The 21,672-nt window shown below is 71.5% G+C and carries 22 protein-coding genes and 1 pseudogene; 5 read left to right on the top strand and 18 right to left on the bottom strand.

The features are described 5' to 3' along the window. Positions 1 to 648 (bottom strand): RNA polymerase sigma factor, encoded by a 648-nt coding sequence (locus tag ACFYW8_RS03890; RefSeq protein ID WP_389067402.1) that lies wholly within the window; start codon positions 646 to 648, stop codon positions 1 to 3. Positions 649 to 701: 53 nt separating this feature from the next. Here ACFYW8_RS03890 and ACFYW8_RS03885 point away from each other — a divergent pair, with 53 nt between their 5' ends. Together ACFYW8_RS03885 and ACFYW8_RS03880 are read left to right on the top strand one after the other, a co-directional pair. Beyond that, on the top strand, positions 702 to 887 hold the full coding sequence (locus tag ACFYW8_RS03885) for a hypothetical protein (protein WP_389067397.1): 186 nt from the start codon (positions 702 to 704) through the stop codon (positions 885 to 887). A gap of 498 nt (positions 888 to 1,385) precedes the next feature. Further along, complete coding sequence (locus ACFYW8_RS03880) at positions 1,386 to 2,420, top strand: NlpC/P60 family protein (protein WP_389067391.1); 1,035 nt, start codon at positions 1,386 to 1,388, stop codon at positions 2,418 to 2,420. A 166-nt stretch (positions 2,421 to 2,586) separates the two neighbouring features. Here the strand turns inward: ACFYW8_RS03880 and ACFYW8_RS03875 are convergent, their stop codons facing one another. From ACFYW8_RS03875 to ACFYW8_RS03855, 5 genes are all read right to left on the bottom strand, one after another. After that, entirely contained in the window at positions 2,587 to 3,900 is a 1,314-nt protein-coding gene (locus tag ACFYW8_RS03875; RefSeq protein ID WP_389067388.1) for an RNA polymerase sigma factor, read from the bottom strand. Beyond that, positions 3,897 to 4,238, bottom strand: a complete 342-nt coding sequence (locus ACFYW8_RS03870; RefSeq protein WP_389067384.1) for a YciI family protein — start codon at positions 4,236 to 4,238, stop codon at positions 3,897 to 3,899. The genes ACFYW8_RS03875 and ACFYW8_RS03870 overlap by 4 nt, the downstream gene beginning before the upstream one ends. After that, positions 4,235 to 4,984: a nuclear transport factor 2 family protein gene (locus tag ACFYW8_RS03865; protein ID WP_389067378.1), complete on the bottom strand. Its 750-nt coding sequence runs from the start codon at positions 4,982 to 4,984 to the stop codon at positions 4,235 to 4,237. Before ACFYW8_RS03865 ends, ACFYW8_RS03870 begins: the two co-directional genes overlap by 4 nt. 273 nt (positions 4,985 to 5,257) lie before the next feature. Further along, on the bottom strand, positions 5,258 to 6,481 hold the full coding sequence (locus tag ACFYW8_RS03860; RefSeq protein ID WP_389068132.1) for a cytochrome P450: 1,224 nt from the start codon (positions 6,479 to 6,481) through the stop codon (positions 5,258 to 5,260). A gap of 108 nt (positions 6,482 to 6,589) precedes the next feature. After that, positions 6,590 to 7,036, bottom strand: a complete 447-nt coding sequence (locus ACFYW8_RS03855; RefSeq protein ID WP_389067373.1) for a hypothetical protein — start codon at positions 7,034 to 7,036, stop codon at positions 6,590 to 6,592. Positions 7,037 to 7,054: 18 nt separating this feature from the next. On the opposite strand from ACFYW8_RS03855, the gene ACFYW8_RS03850 reads away from it, so the two are divergent. From ACFYW8_RS03850 to ACFYW8_RS03840, 3 genes and pseudogenes are all read left to right on the top strand, one after another. Further along, the gene (locus tag ACFYW8_RS03850) at positions 7,055 to 7,201 is read left to right on the top strand and encodes a hypothetical protein (RefSeq protein WP_389067368.1); all 147 of its coding nucleotides are present in this window, start codon (positions 7,055 to 7,057) and stop codon (positions 7,199 to 7,201) included. Positions 7,202 to 7,702: 501 nt separating this feature from the next. Continuing rightward, positions 7,703 to 8,842 (top strand): transcription termination factor Rho, encoded by a 1,140-nt coding sequence (gene rho, locus ACFYW8_RS03845; protein WP_389067363.1) that lies wholly within the window; start codon positions 7,703 to 7,705, stop codon positions 8,840 to 8,842. Positions 8,843 to 8,931: 89 nt separating this feature from the next. Next, positions 8,932 to 9,792, top strand: a pseudogene (locus tag ACFYW8_RS03840) (D-alanyl-D-alanine carboxypeptidase family protein); the annotation flags it as partial. Positions 9,793 to 9,851: 59 nt separating this feature from the next. Here the strand turns inward: ACFYW8_RS03840 and ACFYW8_RS03835 are convergent. The 12 genes from ACFYW8_RS03835 to ACFYW8_RS03780 all read right to left on the bottom strand — a co-directional run bounded on the left by ACFYW8_RS03835 (position 9,852) and on the right by ACFYW8_RS03780 (position 21,592). Next, the gene (locus tag ACFYW8_RS03835; protein WP_389067359.1) at positions 9,852 to 11,522 is read right to left on the bottom strand and encodes a glycosyltransferase 87 family protein; all 1,671 of its coding nucleotides are present in this window, start codon (positions 11,520 to 11,522) and stop codon (positions 9,852 to 9,854) included. Further along, entirely contained in the window at positions 11,519 to 12,925 is a 1,407-nt protein-coding gene (gene mptB, locus ACFYW8_RS03830) for a polyprenol phosphomannose-dependent alpha 1,6 mannosyltransferase MptB (protein ID WP_389067353.1), read from the bottom strand. Before mptB ends, ACFYW8_RS03835 begins: the two co-directional genes overlap by 4 nt. 188 nt (positions 12,926 to 13,113) lie before the next feature. Continuing rightward, entirely contained in the window at positions 13,114 to 14,064 is a 951-nt protein-coding gene (locus ACFYW8_RS03825) for a glutaminase (RefSeq protein ID WP_389067350.1), read from the bottom strand. 269 nt (positions 14,065 to 14,333) lie between these two features. Next, complete coding sequence (locus ACFYW8_RS03820) at positions 14,334 to 15,365, bottom strand: asparaginase (RefSeq protein WP_389067347.1); 1,032 nt, start codon at positions 15,363 to 15,365, stop codon at positions 14,334 to 14,336. After that, positions 15,362 to 16,039: a FadR/GntR family transcriptional regulator gene (locus ACFYW8_RS03815; RefSeq protein ID WP_389068129.1), complete on the bottom strand. Its 678-nt coding sequence runs from the start codon at positions 16,037 to 16,039 to the stop codon at positions 15,362 to 15,364. Before ACFYW8_RS03815 ends, ACFYW8_RS03820 begins: the two co-directional genes overlap by 4 nt. 202 nt (positions 16,040 to 16,241) lie before the next feature. After that, positions 16,242 to 17,078 (bottom strand): undecaprenyl-diphosphate phosphatase, encoded by an 837-nt coding sequence (locus ACFYW8_RS03810; RefSeq protein WP_365875367.1) that lies wholly within the window; start codon positions 17,076 to 17,078, stop codon positions 16,242 to 16,244. Between the two features lie 83 nt (positions 17,079 to 17,161). Further along, positions 17,162 to 17,536 (bottom strand): fluoride efflux transporter CrcB, encoded by a 375-nt coding sequence (crcB, locus tag ACFYW8_RS03805; protein ID WP_365875365.1) that lies wholly within the window; start codon positions 17,534 to 17,536, stop codon positions 17,162 to 17,164. Next, the gene (locus ACFYW8_RS03800; RefSeq protein ID WP_389067340.1) at positions 17,533 to 17,937 is read right to left on the bottom strand and encodes a DUF190 domain-containing protein; all 405 of its coding nucleotides are present in this window, start codon (positions 17,935 to 17,937) and stop codon (positions 17,533 to 17,535) included. Before ACFYW8_RS03800 ends, crcB (ACFYW8_RS03805) begins: the two co-directional genes overlap by 4 nt. Then, on the bottom strand, positions 17,934 to 18,410 hold the full coding sequence (gene crcB / locus ACFYW8_RS03795) for a fluoride efflux transporter CrcB (protein WP_389067336.1): 477 nt from the start codon (positions 18,408 to 18,410) through the stop codon (positions 17,934 to 17,936). Before crcB (ACFYW8_RS03795) ends, ACFYW8_RS03800 begins: the two co-directional genes overlap by 4 nt. Positions 18,411 to 18,613: 203 nt before the next feature. Continuing rightward, a complete protein-coding gene (locus ACFYW8_RS03790) occupies positions 18,614 to 19,594 on the bottom strand; it encodes an SMP-30/gluconolactonase/LRE family protein (RefSeq protein WP_389067332.1) in 981 nt (326 codons plus the stop codon). A gap of 4 nt (positions 19,595 to 19,598) precedes the next feature. After that, the gene (locus ACFYW8_RS03785) at positions 19,599 to 19,886 is read right to left on the bottom strand and encodes a helix-turn-helix domain-containing protein (RefSeq protein WP_365875357.1); all 288 of its coding nucleotides are present in this window, start codon (positions 19,884 to 19,886) and stop codon (positions 19,599 to 19,601) included. Positions 19,887 to 20,029: 143 nt separating this feature from the next. Then, entirely contained in the window at positions 20,030 to 21,592 is a 1,563-nt protein-coding gene (locus tag ACFYW8_RS03780; protein WP_389067327.1) for an arabinogalactan endo-beta-1,4-galactanase, read from the bottom strand. Positions 21,593 to 21,672 lie beyond the last annotated feature (80 nt).

The raw sequence follows: 21,672 nt of genomic DNA, 5'->3' as shown, positions 1-21,672 counted from the left end.
TCATCGTGCGACCTCTTCCGCGTTGACGGGACTCCTCGAACTGAATGACGCCGGAACCGTGGATCTGCCGACGAGGTCGGCCCCCAGCCTCCGCCGCGCCCGGTGCAGTCTGGACTTCACGGTTCCGACCGCCACCTCCAGCGTTGCCGCAGCCGCCTGCTGATCCAGGCCCGACCACACGCAGAGCTCGACGACCTCGCGTTCGTGGCGCGGCAGCCGAGCCAGCGCCCGGTGGATCTCCGACATACGACGCGCGTCGTCGACCAGGACGGCGACGCGGTCCGCGTGGTCGCCCACCGACTCGTCGTGCGAGACGAGCCGGCGCAGCAACGCCTCGGCCCGCCTCAGCCGCCGCCTGGTGTTCGACAGCAGGCGGTCGGCGATGCCCAACAACCACGGCAGGGCCGAGTCGCGGTCCAGCACCGTCTCCGATCGCCGACGCCAGGCATGCAAGAACACGGTCGACGTGAGGTCTTCGGCCTCGGACCAGTCGGCCGTCCGCCGGAACAGGTGGTTGTAGACGGTCTTCCCGTGACGGTCGAAGATCCGGCCGAACGCCTCCCGGTCGCCGTCGACGGCCCTCGCCCACAGTTCTCGATCAGATATCCCTCCGACCTGTACGGCGGGACCAGCGTCATTCAGTTCCATGCTCTATACGTGTCCGGCAACCGGCCGAAGGTTCCCGCTGAACCAGATCCGCTTTGACGGACTCGGATTCAACCGGCCGGAGCGACGGTGCCGGTTGGAGGCAGACGGCGCTGCCCCTGCTGCCGGAGGAGTGGTCGCCCGAACAGATCGTCGGGCACCTGCGTCTGCGTCACGGGGACGACCCGCGGACGCAGATCACCCACGAGACGATCTACCGGACGATCCACACCACCCGCTGACAGGTGGTCCCCCGCGAACTGTGCAGGCGCGTTCGAACTGGCCGCCTGATCCGGAAGAACAAGCGCCACACGGTGAAAGGCCAGTGGCGTTCACAGATCACCGACGCCCGACCGATCGAGAAGCTGCTCCGGCAGCATCTGCCCAAAGGAACAAACCTGTCGACGTTCAGCCAGGACGAGCTTGACGCCATCGCGACGAAGCTCGACAACCGGCCGCGCGAGTGCCCGGGATTTCGCACATCAGCCGAGAGTGTCGCCTTGACCGGTCGAATCCAAATCAACACCTGCCGCCTAACCGGCAACACCCTGAAGGGAGCCGTCACTCGTCTCTGTCACTCAACATCCGGCATTAAAACGCCACTTGCTCGAATGAAGACTGAGTCACTACAGTCGCCACCCGAACCTTTGCTCGGTTGTTCACTCGCTGGGGTGACAGTGAAGGATCACCGCTCGTCGGCGTATGCGGCAGGCGGCCGAAAGAAGAAGGAGTTCGCTTTCGTGGCGTCCCACCGTCGACCCAAGCAGCCGAGCCGCACCCGTGTGACCGTGCTCACCACAGCCGCCGCTGCCGCCGTTGCCCTCAGTGCCACCGTCGCCAATGCCGCGCCGTCCGAGAAGCCCGACAAGGACGAGGTCAAGACCAAGGTCGACAAGCTCTACCAGGAGGCCGAGCAGGCCACGGAGAAGCTCGACGGCGCCCAGGAGAAGCAGAAGGAACTGCAGAAGGAGATCAACTCCCTGCAGGACAACGTCGCCCGCGGCCAGGACGCGCTCAATCAGCTCCGCGACGGCCTCGGTTCGATGGCGAGCGCCCAGTACCGCACCGGCGGCATCGACCCCTCCGTGGCGCTCTTCCTCTCCTCGGACCCGGACGACTTCCTGGACAAGGCCTCGGCCATGGACCAGCTGACCGCTCAGCAGGCCGAGTCGCTCAAGAAGGTCCAGGAGAAGCAGCGTTCGCTCGCCCAGCAGCGTGCCGAGGCCTCCGCGAAGCTCAAGGACCTCGCCGACACCCGGACCGAGCTCGCGAGCAAGAAGAAGGAAGTCCAGAGCAAGCTGGGCGCGGCGCAGAAGCTCCTGAACACGCTGACGGCGCAGGAGAAGGCGGCGCTGACCACCCAGGACCAGCAGCGGGCCACCCGCGCCGACGAGCGGGTCGACCTCGGCACCACCAAGGCCGCCTCGGGACGCGCCGCCGCCGCGTTCGCCGCCGCCCAGAGCGTGATCGGATCACCGTACGCGTACGCCCACTCCGGCCCCAGCACCTTCGACTGCTCGGGCCTCACCTCCTGGGCGTACGCCCAGGCCGACGTGACCATTCCGCGCACGTCGCAGGCCCAGGCCAACGCGGGCACCCGCATCTACTCGCAGAGTGATCTCCAGGTCGGCGACCTGGTCATCTTCTACGGCGACCAGCACCACGTCGGCCTCTACGCCGGCAACGGCCGAGTGCTGCACGCCCCGCACACCGGCGCGTTCGTCCGCATCGAGTCGATGGCCGACATGCCCTTCCAGTTCGGCGTCCGGATCTGATCCGTGCCTCGGTCCGGGGCTGCGGTGCGGTCTTGGTTCACGGGGTTTCACCGTCCTTCCGGACCCAGATCGGACCCGGAGAAGCCCCGCCGGGGGCCTGCCCCGGCTCCAGCCGGGCGGGCTTCCGGCTGAAGCGCCGCACGAAAGCACCTCCACCGCAAGGCCCCTACGCCGATCGACACTCCGCGAGCCGCTTTTCCAGAAACCTCCGCTCGGCCGTGTTCTCCACCAGGTCGAGCGCCCTCTCGTACGCCTCGGCGGCCTCCGTCATGCGTCCGGCCCGGCGCAGCAGGTCCGCGCGGGTGGCGGGCAGCAGGTGGTACGCGTCCAGCTCGCCCTCACCCTCCAGTTCGGCGACCAGGGCGAGCCCTGCATCGGGGCTTTCGGCCATGCCCACGGCGACCGCTCTGTTGAGCCGGACCACGGCGGAGGGCACGAAGCGCCGGAGCTCGCCGTAGAGGGCCGCGATGTCGGCCCAGTCGGTTTCCTCGGCCGTGGCGGCGGTGGTGTGGCAGGCGGCGATCGCGGCCTGGATCTGGTGCGGGCCCGGGCGCCCGCGGCGCAGGGCGGTCTCCAGCAGTGCGGCGCCCTCGTCGGCCTCGGATCTGTCCCAGGCGGTACGGTCCTGCTCCTCCAGGGTCACCAGATCGCCGGAGGCGTCGACACGTGTTCCGCGCCGGGCGTCGTGCAGCAGCAACAGCGCCAGCAGACCGAGGACTTCGGGCTCGTCGGGCATCAGGCGGGCCAGGACGCGAGCGAGGCGGATCGCCTCGGCCGAGAGGTTCGTGCGTACCAGTTCGGCACCGGCCGTGGCGGCGTACCCCTCGTTGAAGAGCAGGTAGAGGACGCCGAGGACGCCCGTGGTGCGTTCGGGCAGGAGGTGCGCGGGCGGTACGCGGTACGGGATGCCCGCGTTGCGGATCTTCCGTTTGGCACGCACCAGCCGCTGCGCCATCGTCGCCTCGGGGACGAGGAAGGCGCGCGCGATCTCAGGCGTGGTCAGCCCGGCCAGGGTACGCAGGGTGAGCGCCACCCGGGCCTCGATGGACAGCGCCGGATGGCAGCAGGTGAAGATCAGCCGCAGCCGGTCGTCGCGGACTCCGCTCCCGTCGTCGGGCTCCGAGTCGTAGAGGTCGTGAGGGCCCTCGGGGCCATCGGGGCCGTACAGGTCATACGCGCCGTACGGGTCGTACGGCTCCTCGTCGCGCGTCGACACCGCCACCTCCCGCAGCTTCTGCGCACCGACCGCCTCCCGGCGCAGCACGTCCAGGGCGCGGTTGCGCGCGGTCGTGGTCAGCCAGGCGCCGGGACGGCGCGGTACTCCGTCGCGCCGCCACCGGTCGAGTGCCTGGGCGAAGGCGTCCTGCGCGCACTCCTCGGCGAGGTCCCAGTCGCCGGTCACCCGGATCAGGGTGGCGACGACCTGGCCCCACTCCTCGCGGAACGCGGCGGCGACCGCCTCCTCGACCTCGTCGTTCACTCCCAGACCGGCCGCACCTCCACCGAACCGCCGCCCAGCGCCGCCGGATGCCGGGACGCGAGCGCGATGGCCTCGTCGAGGTCGGCGACCTCGATGATGTCGATACCCGCGACGTACTCCTTCGATTCGACGAAGGGTCCGTCGCTGAGCAGGACCTCGTCGCCCTGGACCCGGACGGTGGTGGCGTCGGTGGCCGGCCGCAGCCGGGCGCCCCCCTTCAGGATGTCGCGGTCGCGCGCCTCTTGGCTGTACGCGGTGAACCGGGGGTCGTCGGCGATCTCCTCGGGACCGAGTTCCTCGCCGCCGACGGGCGCGCAGATGAACAGGGCGTACCTCATGGCCGGAGGTCCCCGGACCCCGGCCTGTCGGCGGGCGGCGACGGCACCGAGGTGTGCTGGTGGACGATCTGCCAGCGGTCGCCGGCCGCGCGGTAGCCCGTGGTGACGCGTGCGGTGGTGTCCAGCGTTCCGCCGTCGACGAGCGGGGCGCGCAGGCGTACCAGGGCATGGCTGAAGGCGACGCTCTCGTCGATGCGCAGACGGAAGTCGAGCACCTCGCGGTCGGCGGGTCCTGCGAGCGTCGAGAACCACTGCTCCTCCGCCTTGCGCAGGGCGTCGGCGCCGCTCCGTTCCACGCCGCTCAGGGGGTGGAAGACCTCGACGTCCGGGGCGTAGCAGGCCATCGCCCGCTCGATGTCACGCTCGCGGACCGCCTCGGTGAGCTCCGCGTCGAGGCGGTGGATCTCCGCCGCGGCGTCCTCGTCGTCCCAGAACGCGCGGACCTCCATGGCACCGATGGTCGCGACCGGGTGTTTCGCGGCGGCCTCGATCGCCTCCTCCATGTCGGCGCAGTCGAGGATGTCGAAGCCGGCGACGTACTCCTTCGTCTCGGCGAACGGTCCGTCGGTGCGCAGCACTTCGCCGTCGCGCACCCGGACGGTGACCGCCTCGGCGGGCAGCCGGAGCCGGTGACCGTGCAGCCGTACGCCGCGCTCGGCGCCCAGCTCCTCGACCCAGGGTTCGACGGGCGCCATGCCGGAGGCGTCAGCTGTGTCGTCGCCGCAGACCAGCAGCATGTACTTCATGGTTCCTCCCGGTACTCATGAGCTTCCTACACCCCACCGACGAACGGCGGCGCGACGAATCGACAGGCCGCGCCAACTTGTTTTCGCACGCGGGACGCCGGGGGCACGTACGACGGGGCACGCGGGGCAAGGCCCGTACGGAGAGGCACACACGGCGGGACTCGTGCGGCGGAGCACGCGCGGCAGGGCCGGGGCACCGGATTCGGGCACGCGTGGGACCGGGGACGCCGGCCCCGGCCGGCACGTCCTCGTACCCGGCCGGGGTACGCGGATTCAGAGCCGGGAGGCTCCCGGCCGCACGGGAAGGGCCCGGACGCTGTTGCCCACGAAGCTGGCGTGCCGGGTGAGCTCCGGCTCGGACACGGCGAGGTCGAGGTCGGGGAAGCGGGTGAACAGCCGCTCCAGGGCGATGGTGGCCTCCATCCTGGCGAGCGGCGCGCCGAGACAGTAGTGGGCGCCGTGCCCGAGGGAGATGTGCCGGACGGCACCGGGCCGCCCGGGGCGGGTGACGTCGAAGAGGTCGGCGTCCGGTCCGTGCGCGGCCCGGTCGCGGCCCGCGGCCGAGTAGCCGGCGAGGACGGGCGTGCCCCGGGGAATGACGGTCCCGTCGACGGTCAGGTCCCGCACCGGGTAACGGAACGGGAAGTAGCTGACGGGCGCGTCCCAGCGCAGGGTCTCCTCGACGACGTCCGCCCAGCTCGACTCGCCCCGCTGGACGGATTCCAGCTGGTCCCGGTGCCCGCACAGCGCCCGTACGGCGTTGGTGATCAGGTTCAGTGTGGTCTCGTGCCCGGCGATGATCATCAGCACCAGGGTGCCGATGAGTTCCTGCTGGCTGAGCCGGTCGCCCTCCTCGTCGCGGGCGGCGATCAGCGCGCTGGTGAGGTCGTCGCCGGGGTTCTCCGCGCGCGCGGCCGCGACGGCGCTCAGCACGGCCACCAGTTCGCGGTTCGCGGCGACGGCCCGCTCCGGGCCGATGTCGGTGGCGACGACCTGGTTCGACAGATGGTGGAGCCGTTCGAGGTACTCGGCTTCCACGCCGAGGAGTTCACCGATGACGCCCATCGGCAGCGGGAGCGCGAAGTGCCGGCGCAGGTCGGCCACTCCCCCGCCCTCCTGTGCCGCCGTGTACAGGCCGTCGAGCAGTCCGGAGGTCAGCTCCTCGATGCGAGGGCGCAGTTGCTCGACGCGTCGGACGGTGAACGCCTTGCTGACGAGGGATCGCAGCCGCCGGTGGTCGTCACCGTCGGCGGTCGTCATCCCCTGCACGGTGGCGAAGGTCAGCAGCGGCCAGCCGGCGGCTATGTCTCCCTCGCGCAGTGCCGTGAAGTGCTGGGCCCCCTTGGCGACATCAGGGTGCGCGAGGAACTCCTTCAACGCCTCGTGCCCGAGCACCACCGCGCCTTCCACCGCACCGGGCATCACCACCGTCGCGACGGCGCCCCGCGCGAGCAGCCGCTCGTTGTCGGCGTGCGGGCAGCCACCCGCGGGGTCCATGCGGTGCGGCGTGACGGGCGAGGTGTCCACCGTGTTCTCCTTGCTGCTGGGCCGAGTTGACGGTCGTACGGCACCACCGGGCGCTGTACGACGATCGATTGTGCCTGCTCAGAGCAGCGTGCGCAGCAGCTCGGCGAAGCCCTTCGGGTGGGTCAGGTTGCCGTTGTGACCACCGGGGAAGTGGACCGGCGCCGCGCCGAGTCCGGCGGCCAGCTCCTCGGCGCAGCGGTAGTCGAACACCTGGCGCGGCGTGGTGCGTCCCGCCGCCGGCACGACACGAACCGGCCCGGCCTTGAGCGCGCCGATCTCGTCCTGCCCGAGTTCCGCCCTGCTCATGGTCAGTGCGTCGTGTTCGATGAAGAACGTGAAGTTCGCCTCGCGGGAGGCGTCCAACGGGGCCGTCCTGGCGCCCGGTTCGACTTCCTGGCGCGCCGGGTCGATGCCGAGTATCTCGCCGATCCTGCGCACCCCGGCGACCCATCCGTCGCGACGGAAGACCTCACGCATCTCGCCCAACTCCCGCCGCGCGCGGATCTTTTCGGCGTCGGGCAGCATGCCGGGAATGGCCGGCTCGTGTGCGACCAGGACGCTCAGCCGCTCGGGATGCCGCTGGGCGCCGCCCTCGGCACCGAGGACAGCGCGACCGTCGCCGAGACGGTCGCCCTGCTGGAACAGCTCGCCGAACGACTGTCGCCGGACGCCCTCGGGCGCCTGCGCTGACGTCGCACCCGCTCGGCGCGCCACACCGCGAGGCCCATCGGCACCGCCACACCGCGAGGCCCGTCGGCACGCCGCACGGCGAGGCCCCCTGGCGTCACGGGGAGGCCCGGCGGCTGAAGGCCGCCCCTCCCCGTCTGGATTCCGGCACTTCGCCGACGACCTCGACAACCGGCGCTCCCTCGCCCGAGCCTCCGAGCGTTTCGCGCGACTGAGACGCGGATCACGGCCGAACCGGTCCCATCGGTGGTACTCTCGCATCAGCACTCGTGTACGCCTCTTCTTTCAGGCGCCGGTGCCAGTTCCTTTCTCCCGCTGTGCCGCTGTCGATTCCGACCGGCGGACCAGCTTCTCGGCACCACCTCCCGAGTACGGCCAGGGATCGCCCCGTCGTACCCGAGGTGCTGTTCCCGCCGCACCGAGGCGCGCCCCGCGCCCTCCCTCCGCGGCCTACCCCCTCCCTTGCGCACGCCCCACGCTTTCCCGTCCGCGAAAGGACATCCCATGACCACCACACTCGAACACCCCCCTGTACAGCAGCGGCCCCACGCCCAGGTCGCCACCGGTGTCCTGGACATCGACGGCAACGGGAAGGGGCACCTGCGCTCCGCGAACTGCCTGCCCTCGCCCACCGACCTCCAGGTCTCCCCCGCGCTGATCCGCCGTCACGGACTGCGCAAGGGCGACACCGTGGAAGGGGTGCGCGGCGCGCCCCGGATCCTCACCGAGGTCGACCGGATCAACGGCCGTACGCCCGAAGAGCTGCGCCGCCGCCCGCACTTCGGCGACCTCACCCCGCTGCACCCGCGTGACCGGCTCCGGCTGGAACACCCGGCGAGCGGACTGACCGGACGCGTCGTCGACCTGGTCTCCCCGGTCGGCAAGGGCCAGCGCGGCCTGATCGTCGCCCCGCCCAAGACCGGCAAGACGGTGATGCTCCAGCAGATCGCCGCCGCCGTGGCCGGCAACCATCCCGAATGCCGTCTGATGGTGGTGCTGCTCGACGAGCGCCCCGAGGAAGTCACCGACATGCGGCGCTCCGTACGCGGCGAGGTCTACGCCTCCACGTTCGACCAGACCCCGAAGCAGCACATCGCCCTCGCCGAGCTCGTCATCGAGCGGGCCAAACGGCTCGTCGAAGCGGGCCAGGACGTCGTGGTCCTGCTCGACTCGCTCACCCGGCTGTGCCGGGCGCACAACAACGCGGCCGCCGCCGGCGGGCGCACCCTCAGCGGCGGTGTCGACGCCGCCGCGCTCCAGGGCCCCAAGCGGCTGTTCGGCGCGGCGCGCCTCGCCGAGGAGGGCGGCTCGCTCACGATCCTCGCCACCGCCCTGGTGGAGACCGGTTCCCGCGCCGACGACTTCTTCTTCGAGGAGCTCAAGGGCACCGGCAACATGGAGCTCCGGCTCGACCGGACCCTGGCCGCCCGACGCGTCTTCCCCGCGGTCGACATCACCCCCTCCGGCACCCGTCGCGAGGAACTCCTGCTGCCCGCACGCGAGTTGGCAGCAACGCGAGGGATTCGGCGCGCCCTGTTGACGCGGGACGGGCAGGCCGGTCTCGAAACACTCCTGGAGCGACTGCGCGCCACCCCGGACAACGCCGCCTTCCTGCGCCAGGTTCAGCCCACCCTGCCCTCCTGACCCTCCTCGTCTGCGGCATCCGGGTGCTCGACGCCGCCGCTCGGCCCGGCCACCCCGGCGTGTCGCGAGTCCGTTCCTACGTTTGCGGTATGACCATCGGATTCTCATTCCGGGCTGCCGCTTCTCGCTCCGCAGTCACGCGCGCCGCCCTGTCCTGCTCCGCCGTCTGTGCGGTCGGTGTGCTGGCCGCCGCGCAGAGCCCGGCCGCCGCACTCGCCGAAGCGGCCCCCGAGGTGCCTCAGCCCGCCGTGTCGCCCCCCTCGTCGCTCTACGAACCAGGGACGCAGGTACGCCCCAGGGCCGGGGCACCCGAGGTTCCCGAGGACATCTCCGCGCTGTCATGGGTGGTGGCCGACGCCCGCACCGGCGATGTGCTCGCCGCGCACAACGCCCACCGCAGGCTGCCGCCCGCCAGCACCCTCAAGACCCTGTTCGCCCTCACCGTCCTCCCGACGCTGCCCGGCGGCACCCGGCACACCGTCAAGGAGGAGGAGCTGGAGGGCATCGGCGCGGGCAGCAGCATGGTCGGCGTGGCCGAGGGGATCACCTACCGCGTGGCGGACCTGTGGAGGGGCGTCTTCCTCAACTCCGGCAACGACGCGGTGCACGTGCTCGCCGCGATGAACGGCGGCTGGACGAGCACCGCCGCCCAGATGCAGGCCAAGGCCCGCGCTCTCGGCGCCCTCGACACCCACGTCGTATCGCCGGACGGGTACGACACACCCGGGCAGGTCTCGTCGGCGTACGACCTGGCGGTGTTCGGGCGGGCCGGGCTGCGCAACCCCGATTTCGCGCGGTACTGCTCCACCGCCGAGGCGATGTTCCCCGGCGAGGGCGGCTCCTCGTACGGGATCCAGAACACCAACCGGCTGCTCACCGGCGCGAACGGGGTCGAACCGTACCCGGGTCTGATCGGCGTCAAGAACGGCTACACCACGAACGCGGGCAACACCCTGGTCGCCGCCGCCGAGCACGGCACGCGCACCCTCGTCGTCACGGTGATGAACCCTCAGGCGGGCGGCGGGTTGGCCGTGTACGAGGAGGCACGCTCACTGCTCGACTGGGGCTTCGAGGCGGACGGCCGTGTCGATCCCGTGGGAACGCTGGCCGACACACGGGCCGTACCGGCGGCCGGTCCCTCCGCCCCGGCCGGTCCCTCCGCACGGCCCGTGGCCGGCGCCCGGCCCGCGACCAGCGCACCTGCCGTGGCCGCCGCACCCTCGGAGGACCCGGGACCCGGCTGGTCCGACGCGGCCGAGATCGCGGGCGCCGCCGCGCTGGGCGCCGCGGGCGTCACTCTGGCCCTCAGGCTCAAGGCGGACCGGGCCGACCGCGGCTGACCGACGGGCAGCCACAGCAGCAGCCCGAGCGTGATCCACGTATAGGTGTTGCTTCCGAGGAAACCGTCGAGGCCCGACGCGTCGTCGAACCACAGCCACACCACGCTGCTGCACAGCACCGCGTACAGGGCGGCCGCGACCCGCAACCGACGCCGGTGCAGCAGCACGGCGAAGGACGGCAGCAGCCAGACGAGATGGTGCACCCAGGTGATCGGGCTGACCAGACAGGCCGCGAGCCCGGTGAGGGCGAAGGCCGCGGTCCAGTCCTCGTCGGCCAGGGCACGCGAGGTGCGCCACGCCCAGACGCACAGGACCAGCAGGGCCAGTGTCGCCCACGGGGCCCTGCTCGGTTCCTCCGGTGCCACGAGCCGTGCCAGCACACCCTGCAACGACTGGTTGGAGACGTAGGCGAGGCGCCCGATGCGGCTCGTGTCCCACAGCGCGTCGGTCCAGTAGAAGCGCGAGGCGTCCGGTGCCACCCAGGCCGCCAGCGCGGTGGCCGCCAGCGCGACGGCCGTGGCGACACCGGCTGCGCGCCAGCGACGGCCGAGCAGCAGCAGCGCGATGAAGAGTGCCGGGGTGAGCTTGATCGCCGCGGCGAGTCCGATGCCGGCACCCGCCCGGCGGCCGCGGCCACTGGACAGCAGCCAGGCGTCGCTCAGCACCAGAGCGAGCAGCACCAGGTTGACCTGGCCGAAGCTCAAGGTGTCACGGACCGGTTCGAACAGCGCCAGCAGAACGGCCGTCAGGGCGAAGCCGAACCAGCCGTAGCGGCGCAAGGCGGGGCCGACCAGGATGCCCACCACCAGGGCCAGGGCGACGAGGTTGAGCAGCAGCCCGACGGCTATCGCCGTACCGAGCCCGACCAGGGCCATCGGCAGCATGCCGACGGCCGCGAAGGGCGGATAGGTGAAGCCGTACGTCGTTCCCGGCACCCGGTAGTCGTAGATGCTGCCGCCGTGGTGGACCCAGGTGTCGACGGCCCCGTAGTACACGCGCAGGTCGAACCAGTCGCGCAGCAGCGGCACGGTGGCCGTGAACACGCCGACGACGACGGCCAGTCCGAGGACGAGGAGGAGCCGTCGGCGATCGGTGCTCAGCAGTGCCGCCAGGGCACCGGGCCCCTGTCCGCCGCCGGGACCCTGTCCGCCGCTCGGCACCTTCACTCCCGTCGTCCCCCTCGTCGTGCTCGTCGCACTCGTCCTGCTCGTCGTGCTCGTCGCACTGGTCCTGCTCGTCCTGCTCGTCCTGCTCGTCGTGCTCGTCGTGCTCGTCGCCGTCGTCGCCGTCGTCGCGGTCGTTCCGCTCGGGCCAGGCCCGTTCTCCGTGCCGCCGGTCATGCCGTCCGTTCCAGTCCCGGTGCCGGCGGCCGCGCCGCCTGGTGGGCCTGCCAGAGCACGACCACGGCGAGCACGCCCCCGGAGACGGCGAGGATCACCTGTCCCGCGTCCGCCGGCGAGCCGCTCGGCAGCACCGCGAGGGCGAGCACCGCGCTGGCGGCGGCGACCCTGCTCCGCACCGAACCGGTGGGCGCCGCCGCCGCGATGAGGAACAGGCCCCACAGCGCGTACCAGGGCCGGACGGCCGGACCGAACACCGCGACCGCGGCGAGGCTCAGGCCGAGCGCGTAGACCGGGTGCGGGCGCAGCCGCAGCCATATGAAGAGCAGCAGGCCCACGGTCGCCACGAGCCCGGTCGCGTGCCAGGCGGGCATCGCGAACGGCGCGAGTCCGCTGCCGAGCTTTTCGAGCAGGACACCGGTGGCGCGCCCGAGGACGCTGGTGGGTGACCAGTTGTGCGGCGAGACCGGAGTCTTCAGGGCGGCTATCCAGCCGTAGCCCGTACCGGCGACCGCCGTCGCGGCGACCGTCGTCGCGACCGCGACCACCGTGGTCATCAGGGTGGCCAGCGCGATCCCCCGGCGCCCCTGCCCGCGCCCGCGCAGCGCGATCACCGCCACCAGGCCGAGCACGGCGGGCGCCTTGACGAGTGCGGCGAGGGTGACCAGGACGATGCCCACGACGGGCCATCGGCCGCGGGCGGCCACCAGGCCGACACCCAGCAGACCGAGCATGATGGCGTCGTTGTGAGCGCCGGCCACCAGGTGCAGCAGGACCAGCGGGTTGAGCGCGCCCAGCCACAGCGCGGCGGCCGGGTCGGCGCCGCTGTGCCGGGCGAGACGGGGCAGTGCCGCCGCCATCAGGGCGACGCCGAGCAGGGCGACCATGCGCATACCGAAGAGTCCGGCCGGTATCTCCCCGCGGGTGAGCGCCGACAGACCGCGGGCGACGGCGAGGAAGACCGGTCCGTACGGGGTCGTCGTCTGCTGCCACACGGGCGCCACCTCGTCGGCGAGCGGGCCGCCCAGCTGCGCTGGCCCGTACGCGTACACGTCTATGTGGGCGTCCACCATGGCGCCCTGCGCGAGATAGCTGTATACGTCCCGGCTGAACAGCGGCGGCGCGAGCAGCAGCGGCGCCGCCCAGGTGGCCAGAACGAGCAACAGCGAACGCGGGGACGGCGGTTCGGGGCCGCGTACGACGGTGCCCAGCAGCGCCCACGCGGCTATCAGCAGAACGACGCCGAAGTACACCCCGACCAGGCCCAGTACGGCCCGCCCCGACTCGGGGGCGAGGAGGTCGCGCGCGGGCAGGGCCCCCGCGGTCTCGCCGCCCAGCGCGAGAAAGGCGGTACCGGCCAGGCCCAGAGCCTGGCAACGGCGGAGATCGACGGGGAAAGCCATGGCCAACACTCCGCAAGCGTGTCAACGCCGGGTGGCCGGAAGGCGACGCGGTGCCCTCCTGACGGGGTCCGGCGCGTGACCTCCGTGTGGTGGGCACGAAATCCGGGGTGCTGGTGCGGCGGCGAGGCCCGCGCCACCGGCACCGGTGCCGGCACCGGCACCGGCCTCGCGATCGGTACGTTTCTGCTCTAGAAGACCGACAGACCCGTCAGGGTCGTGAAGCGGTCCAGGGCTGCCACGCCCGCCACCGAGTTGCCGCGTTCGTCGAGGCCCGGGCTCCATACACACAGGGTGCAGCGGCCCGGCACCACGGCGATGATGCCGCCGCCGACCCCGCTCTTGCCCGGCAGCCCGACCCGGTAGGCGAAGTCGCCCGCGGCGTCGTACGTCCCGCACGTCAGCATGATCGCGTTGATCTGTTTGGCCTGGCTCTTGGCGAGCAGCCGGCCGCCGTCGGCACGGATGCCGTGCCGTGCCAGGAATCCGGTGGCGAGGGCGAGGTCGGCGCAGGACGCGGCGATCGAGCACTGGAGGAAATACTGTTCGAGCAGGACCGGCACCGGGTTGTCGATGTTGCCGTACGACGCCATGAAGTGGCCGAGTGCCGCGTTGCGGTCTCCGTTCGCGGTCTCGGAGGCGGCGATGTCCTTGTCGAAGCCGAGCCGCGCGTTGCCGCTCTCGGCCCTCAGGAACTCCAGCAGGGTGCCGGCCGCGTCGCCGGTCCGGGTCTGCAGCCGGTCGGTGACGACGAGGGCTCCCGCGTTGATGAACGGGTTGCGCGGGATGCCGTTCTCGTATTCCAGCTGCACCAGGGAGTTGAACGGGTTGCCGGAGGGCTCCCGCCCGACGTGTTCCCACAGCGCGTCGCCCTCGCGGGCCAGGTCGAGGGCGAGCGTGAAGACCTTCGTGATGGACTGCGTGGAGAACGGCTGCCGCCAGTCCCCCACGCCGTACACCGTGCCGTCCAGCTCCGCGACGGCCATGCCGAAGCGCCGTGGGTCGCAGGCGGCCAGCGCCGGAATGTAGTCGGCGGGCCGTCCGCGTCCCGGCGTCTGCGCGATCTCGGTGGCGATGCGCTCCAGGACCGGCTGGAAGGTGAAGGAGGACGGATAGGACGAATTCGCGGGCATGATCGCCATTGTGCCGCCCGCTCGGTCCCGCGGCTCCTCGCCTCCGACGGCCGCCGGAGACCTCGCTCCCGCATCCGGCGCTCGTCCTGGGCCCGGTTTCGTGGCCTCTCCAGCACGAGTCGGGCGTCACCGCGGCCGGTCGCGAGGGCTGCCGCCGTACGTCAGACGTGCACAGACCGGTCAAGCCCTGTCGCCGTACGTCAGACCCACGCAGGCCCGCCGAGCCCTGTCGCCGTACGTCAAACCCACGCAGGCCCGCCGAGCCCAGTCGCCGTACGTCAAACCCACGCAGGCCCGTCGAGCGCGCCGAGTTCGCGGACGGGCCGGACGCCACCGACGACCGCGCCGCCGCCGAGGAGGGGCGCGCCCGCGAACTCCGCGAGGGCCGCCGGGTCGACCCCGGCCCGTGCCAGGGCCGCGGCGGCCACCGGGACCCGCGCCCGGTCGGCGCCGTCGGCGATCTTCACGGCGACGGCGCGGCCGTCCGGCAGCGCCGCGACCTGCACGCCCTCGAACCCGTCCTTGGCGAGCAGCCCCGGCACCGCCCGCATCAGAGCGGCGACGTCACGCCCGAACCCGGAGGCCATCTCCGGGTGCTCGCGCATCGCGTCGGCGACGCGGGCTTCGGGGGTGCCCGGCGCGGCGGTGACTATCCGGACGGCGGCGCGGGCGAGGCCTCGCAGCGAGACGGAGAACAGGGGCGCGCCGCAGCCGTCGACGGTGACCTGTGCGACGGCCTGTCCGGTGAGGTCCTCGACGGTGGCGGCGATCGCCCGCTGGAGCGGGTGGGCCGGGTCGAGGTAGTCGTCGAGCGACCAGTCGTTGAGGCGGGCCGTGTACAGCATGGCCGCGTGCTTGCCGGAGCAGTTCTGGGCGAGCCGGGAGGGCAGCCGGCCGTCGCGTATCCAGGTCTCCCTGACGACCGGGTCGAAGGGCAGGTCGGGGATGTTGCGCAGGCGCTGCTCGGACAGCCCGGCCGTCTCCAGGATGCGTCGGGTGCCGGCGAGGTGCCGTTCCTCGGCGGAGTGGCTGGCCGCGGTGAGCGCGAGCAGTTCACCGTCCAGCGGCAGCCCCGCGCGCAGCATCGCCACGGCCTGTACGGGCTTGAGTGCCGAGCGCGGATAGAAGGCCGCCTCGATGTCGCCGATGCCGAGTTCCACTCCGCCGTCGGCGCCCAGGACGACGACCGAACCGTAGTGGACGCCCTCGATCACGCCCCCGCGTACGAGGTGGGCGACGGGCGCGTGCCGGGGTTCACGGATCACGGGGGCCGGGACGAGCGGACCTCCGTACGTCAGGGTCGGGTTCACGCGTCGGGTCCGCCTTTCGTGGGGGTGTCCGTGCGCTCGGGGCGCACGATGGAGGTGAGCGCGGTGTCCACGCGGTCGAGGTGATGGGACATGGCGTCGACCGCGTCCTGTTCACTGCCGTCGACCAGCGCTTCGACGATCGCCCGGTGTTCCCGGTTCGACTGCTCACGACGGCCGCCGAGGTCGTTCAGGAAGGCCGACTGACGGGCCAGCGCGTCCCGGATCTCCTCGATGACGCGGCGGAAGACCGGGTTCTGGGAGGCCTCCGCGATGGCGATGTGGAAGATCGTGTCCATGGCGACCCACGCCGTGGTGTCGGTCTCCCGCTCCATCCGGTCGAGCAGGTGGGAGAGGTGGTCGAGGTTCTCCGGGGTGCGGCGGACGGCAGCGTAGCCTGCGACGGGGATCTCGACGTGGCGCCGCACTTCGAGGAGGTCGCCGGCCGCGTAGTCGCCGAAGGTGGGGTCCTGGACCGCGTCGGCGACCACGAAGGTGCCCTTGCCGGTACGGGACACGGTCAGGCCCATCACTTGGAGGGCCCGCAGCGCTTCGCGCAGCACGGGGCGGCTGACCTCCAGACGGCGGCAGAGCTCGGCCTCGGAGGGGAGCTTGTCACCGACGGCGTGGTCGCCTCGCTCGATGGCGTCGCGAAGGTGGGTGAGCACCGCTTCCATGGCGCTGACGCGCCGCGGTACCGCTCCACCTGTCTGGCTGTCTGACAGGTTCACGGACGCGATACTCCGGGCGGCCGGAGGGGATGTCAAGCGGGGTGCGGGGAACGACACCGGGGGCGCGAAGCCTGGAAATCGGCTTCGCGCCCCCGGTGAGCGGCGTGTTCAAGTCCTGGGACCGGTTCGCACCGGCGCCCGGGCGGTGTCAGCTGTCGATGATGCCGGCGCCCAGCAGCCCGAAGAGCAGCACGCCGATGATGATGCGGTAGATCACGAAGGCGTTGAAGGAGTGCTTGGCGACGAACTTCAGCAGCCAGGCGATCGAGGCGTAGGCCACGACGAACGACACGACGGTGCCGACGATCAGCGGAGCGGCGCCCACACCGGTGCCCAGGGCGTCCTTCAGCTCGTACAGGCCGGCGCCGGTGAGGGCCGGGATGCCGAGGAAGAAGGAGAGCCGGGTGGCGGCGACACGGTCCAGGTCGAGGACGAGGCCCGTCGACATGGTGGCGCCGGAGCGTGAGAACCCGGGGAAGAGCAGGGCGAGGATCTGGGAGCTGCCGACCAGCATCGCGTCCTTGAACGAGACGTCGTCCTCACCGCGCTTGTGGCGGCCCATCTGGTCGGCCGCCCACATCACGGCGCTGCCCGCGATCAACGAGCCCGCGACCACCCACAGGGACGCCAGCGGCCCCTCGATGAGCGGCTTGGCCGCGAGACCCACGGCCACGATCGGGATCGTCGCGTAGATGACCCACCAGGCGAACTTGTAGTCGTGGTTGTGCCGCTCGTCCTTGTTGCGCAGCCCGCGTCCCCAGGCGGAGACGATCCGCACGATGTCCTTGAAGAAGTACACGAGCACGGCGGCGATCGCGCCGACCTGGATGACCGCGGAGAAGCCGACGACGGCGTCGTCGTCGACGGGGATGTTCATCAGCCCCTCGGTGATCTTGAGGTGGCCGGTCGAGGAGACGGGAAGGAATTCGGTCACCCCCTCGACGACTCCGAGGACGACGGCCTGACCGACGTTGATGACGCTCATGGGATCCAGTTCTGAGGAGTTGGTCGACAGTGCTGTAGACGGTGCAGGAGACAGTGTTACCTATGCGCGTGGACGCCCGGCACCTACGTCCACAAAGCTTGCGCAAACGAGACCCCGGCGAACGCCGCGCCGAGGCCCGCCGTCACGCTCACGATCACGTTGGCGGCAGCGTAGAACGCCGCGCCGGTCTCGGTCAGACGCAGGGTCTCGTACGAGAACGTCGAGTACGTGGTGAGCGCCCCGCACAGACCGGTCCCGATCAGCAGCTGGAGGTGTCCGGACACCTGACCGGCCGAGGCGGCGCCGGTCAGCAGGCCGAGAACCAGGCACCCTGTCACGTTCACGACGAGGGTGCCCCAGGGGAAGACCGTATCGTGCTTCAGCTGTACCGCCCGGTCGGTCAGGTACCGCAGGGGTGCGCCGACCGCGGCACCGACGATCACCAGCAGCCAGTTCACGACGACTTCTCACCCTTCCCAGGCAGGTCGCCGCCGGTGGCGCCCGAGGAGCCCTCAGCGGTGCGGTCCCGTCCCACGTGACGGACGACCTCGCACTCGTCGAGGATCACCAGGCCCTCGGTGACGAGTTCGTCGAGCTGCGGCAGGAAGGCCCGCACGCGCTCCTCGGTGTCCACGACGATCACGGCAACCGGAAGGTCCTCGCTGAGCGAGAGCAGCCGCGAGGTGTGGATGAGGGAGGAGGTACCGAAACCCTCGATGCCGCGGAAGACGCTGGCTCCCGCGAGGCCGGCGGCATGAGCGCGGTGCACGATCTCCGCGTAGAGCGGCTTGTGGTGCCAGGTGTCGTTCTCGCCGATGAAGATCGTCAACCGCAGGGCACTGCCCGTGAGTCGTGTCACCGCCGCCTCCATGCCAGGGCGCGGCGGGTCGCCGTCACCGCGAGCCACACCGCCGCGAGCGCCGCGCACAGGGTCGCGGCCAGATAGCCGAGCCCGGTGCCCGGGTGGCCCGTGCCGACCAGTTTCCGGATGTCGACGGCGTACGTCGAGAAGGTGGTGAACCCGCCGAGGACTCCGGTGCCGAAGAAGGGGCGCACCAGGCGGTGCGCCCTCCACGCGTCGGTGATCAGCACCATGAAGACGCCGATCACGGAGCAGCCCACGACGTTGATCGTGAACGTGGTCCAGGGGAAGGCGCCGTCCGCTGTGGGCCACAGCCGCGCCGCCCCGTACCGGGCCGTGGCGCCGAGGGCGCCGCCGACGGCGACCGCCGCGACGACCGGGCCCTGGCCGTGCCAGGGGGACGCCGCGCGCGCGGGCGAGCGCGCGGGAGTGCCGGATTCGCCGACGCGCTCGGGATGCGGGACTGTCATGTGTCTGGTGCTCCTACTCGCCGGGCCGGTGCGGGCACTCGGCATCGCAAGCAGGGACCGTCGGCGGCATCCGTGCCGCGGTTCGGGTACGGCGGGCCCCACCGCCGCGCCGCGACGCAAGATCGCGGCCGGTGAACAGGGTAACGCCGGGTGCGTGGGCCGCGCACACCCGGCCCGCCCCTCGAAAGGCCTCGCGCGGGGCCTCAGTCGGAGGCGCCGGGCAGATCACAGACCGCGAGGCCCCGCTCCCAGATGCTTCCGAGGATCAGCCGGCCGTCGGCCTCGCAGACGCTGGTGACCATGCGGAACCGCGCACGGCGGCTTTCCAGGTGATGCACGACACCGCCCGCGTCGTCGACGGCCAGGACGCCCGTGGTGCCCGGCGGGCGGAAGGGAGCGCGCACGGCGATCCGGGCCGCGGTACGCCGAACGGCCGGACCCCGGCCGTGCAGGAACTCCAGGGCGCCGACGCGGGGTCCCGCCAGCGCCACCCAGATCGGACCTTCGGGAGCGCGCCAGAGGTTGTCCGGCTGGCCCGGGAGGTCGTCGACGAAGGTTTCGGCGTGGCCGGCCCGCGGCCCGGTGAGCCAGTAGCGGACGAGCCGCCACGCGCCGGTCTCCGCCACGACGAGGAACGACTCGTCGGCCGATGAGGCAAGTCCGTTGGCGAACTGCAGTCCCTCCAGGAGCACTTCGGGTTGCGTCTCCCCCGGCGCGAGGCGCAGCAGGCAGCCGGATCCGGTGTGTTCGACGAGATCGCCGATCCACTGCTTGAGGGGGTAACTCCGGCTGGAGACGGTGAAGTACACCGTGCCGTCCGAGAGGGCGACCACATTGCTGCAGAAGCGCAGCGGGACACCGGCGACCCGGTCGGCGAGGACGTGGACGACCCCGTCGCCGAGCCCGATCCGCAGCAGTCCTCGTTCGGCGTCGCACACCAGCAGGGCGTTGTCCGGGAGGAGTTCGAGGCCCAGCGGTCTGCCGCCGGTCTCGGCGACGACCTTGACGCCTGTCCGGTCGGGGTCGCCGAGCCCGTCGACGCGTACGATGCGGCCGTCCTCCAGACCGGTCAGCACCCCGCCCAGGGGGTCGGCCACCACGTCCTCGGGGCCGCGGCCGCCGAGCGGCACGACCTGCCGGGGTGCGAGTGCGGTGGGTCTCGCCGTCGCGGACCGTTGTCCCACGTGTCTACCAGCCCTTCTCGAAGTAATGGGTGACCTCCGCGATGCGGTACTCGTCGCGGCGATAGTAGGTGCGCCGGCCCACTTTCTTCGCGCGCAGCAGTCCGACGCGGGTGAGGAGGTCGAGGTGGGTGCGCGCCACGGTCCGGCTCACACCGAGTTTGACGGCGAGGGCCTCTGGGCTGACCCCTTCCTCGGCGAGGTCGCCGCGGCGCTGCGGCGGGAAGTGGGCCGCGGGGTTGCGCAACCACTCCAGGATGTCCAGTCGCTGCCCGTTGGCGGGCCCCTTCAGCATCTCGTCCCCCTCTGTCGCGGCGGTCTTCCGCTACTGTCCCGCAGCCCGGGGTGGCACGCACGGCCTTCCACGACCCTGGCCGGAGCCCGACGGCCCCGAAAGGGCGCGGGGCCCGGCCGCACCGGCGGCCGGACCCCTCCCGGTCAGCGGTGACTGAACAGGGACATGGCCGGAAGCGCCTTGTCGTCGAAGCCGAACAGGGCCTGGTTCTCCCATCCGTTGCCGGAGGTCGCGTCGGTCGGGTCCCAGCCGTTGCCGGTGACCGCCGTCCAGGTGGCCTCCCAGTAGAAGACGCCGAGACCGCGGCCGTTCGGCACGGCCTCCACGATGTTCATGACGTCACGCAGCCAGTTGGACTGCCCGGTGGTCGTGGCCGCGTAGCCGGAGACCAGTTCGGCCGTCGTGTCGATCTGGTTGGTGAGCGCGTCGTCGCTGTCCAGACGGAAGGGGTAGGCCGTCTCGGCGACGAAGACCGGCTTGCCGTAGCGGGCGGCCGCGTCGTCCAGGGTCGTCTGGAAGTCGTAGAGCGAGCCGTGCCAGTAGCCGTAGTAGGACAGGCCGATGGCGTCGAACTTCACGCCGTTGGCGAGGGCGGTGTCGAACCACCAGCGGGTGCCGGTGAGGTCCCCGCCCTTGGCGAGGTGCAGGGCGACGACGGTCGAGGAGCTGACCGCCTTGGCGGCGTCGTAGCCGGAGTTGAGCAGTCCGGCGAGCTGCGCGAAGTTGTCCGTGGAACCCTCGGACCAGAGCATGCCGCCGTTGATCTCGTTGCCGATCTGCACCATGTCGGCGGTGGTGCCCTGCGCCTTCAGGGCGTTGAGGACGTCGTACGTGTGGTTGTAGACGTCCGTCTTGAGCTGGCTGTACGAGTGTCCGGCCCAGGCGGCCGGCTTGGTCTGGGTGCCGGGGTCGGCCCAGGTGTCCGAGTAGTGGAAGTCGACCAGGAGCTTCATGCCCTGCGCCTTGATGCGCTTGGCCATCGCGAGGACGCGGGCCTTGTTGTTGTAGCCGTCGGCCGGGTTCACCCAGACCTTGAGGCGCGCGTAGTTCATCCCGGCGGACTTGAGGATGGCGAGCGCGTCGCCGGTGGTGCCGGAACTGGTCTTGTAGACCCCGCCGTAGGCCTCGCTCTTGGCGAGGGAGGAGATGTCGGAGCCCTTCACGGACACTCCGGTGGTGCCGGAGGTGAACGTGAGGTCGTCGACGTTGATCCAGTTTCCGGCGTTGGCGTCGGAGTAAATACTGATCGTGCACTGGTTGTTCGTCACGGCGACGGGCACGACCAGATGGATCCAGCCGCTCGCGGAGACCGGCAGATCGGTGCGCTGCCCGGTGCCGCCGCAGCTCTTCAGGGCGAGGTAGGCGGAGTTCTGTCCGCCGCCCGAGCGCACCCACGCGGTGAGCTTGTAGTTCCCGTTGGTCAGCCCGGTGAGGGTCTGGTAGGTCTCCACCTTGTAGGCGGAGGCGGAGTAGTGGCTGAGGCGGTAACTCCCGCCGTGGCCACCGGCTTCGACGTACGAGGCGGCGGTGGTGCCGGACTCCGACCAGCCGCTGGGCACGGCGGCGCCGGTCCCGTCGGCCTCGAATCCGGCGTTGGTCAGGGTGCTCGCCGCCTGCGCGGTCTGCGCGGGGAGGGCGGTGAGGGCGAGCCCGGCCGCGAGCGGCAGCAGCAGGGCCCTGAGTGTGCGTCTGGGATGGAACTTCATCGTCCGTCGTCCCTTCGACGTGGTGGGGAGAGGGCGCCCCCGGTGGATCCGGGGGCGAACCCCTCCGCCCGCGGCTACGT

Source organism: Streptomyces sp. NPDC002742, from assembly GCF_042888885.1.
GTDB lineage: Bacteria > Actinomycetota > Actinomycetes > Streptomycetales > Streptomycetaceae > Streptomyces.
This window is presented reverse-complemented; position numbering and strand designations above follow the sequence as displayed.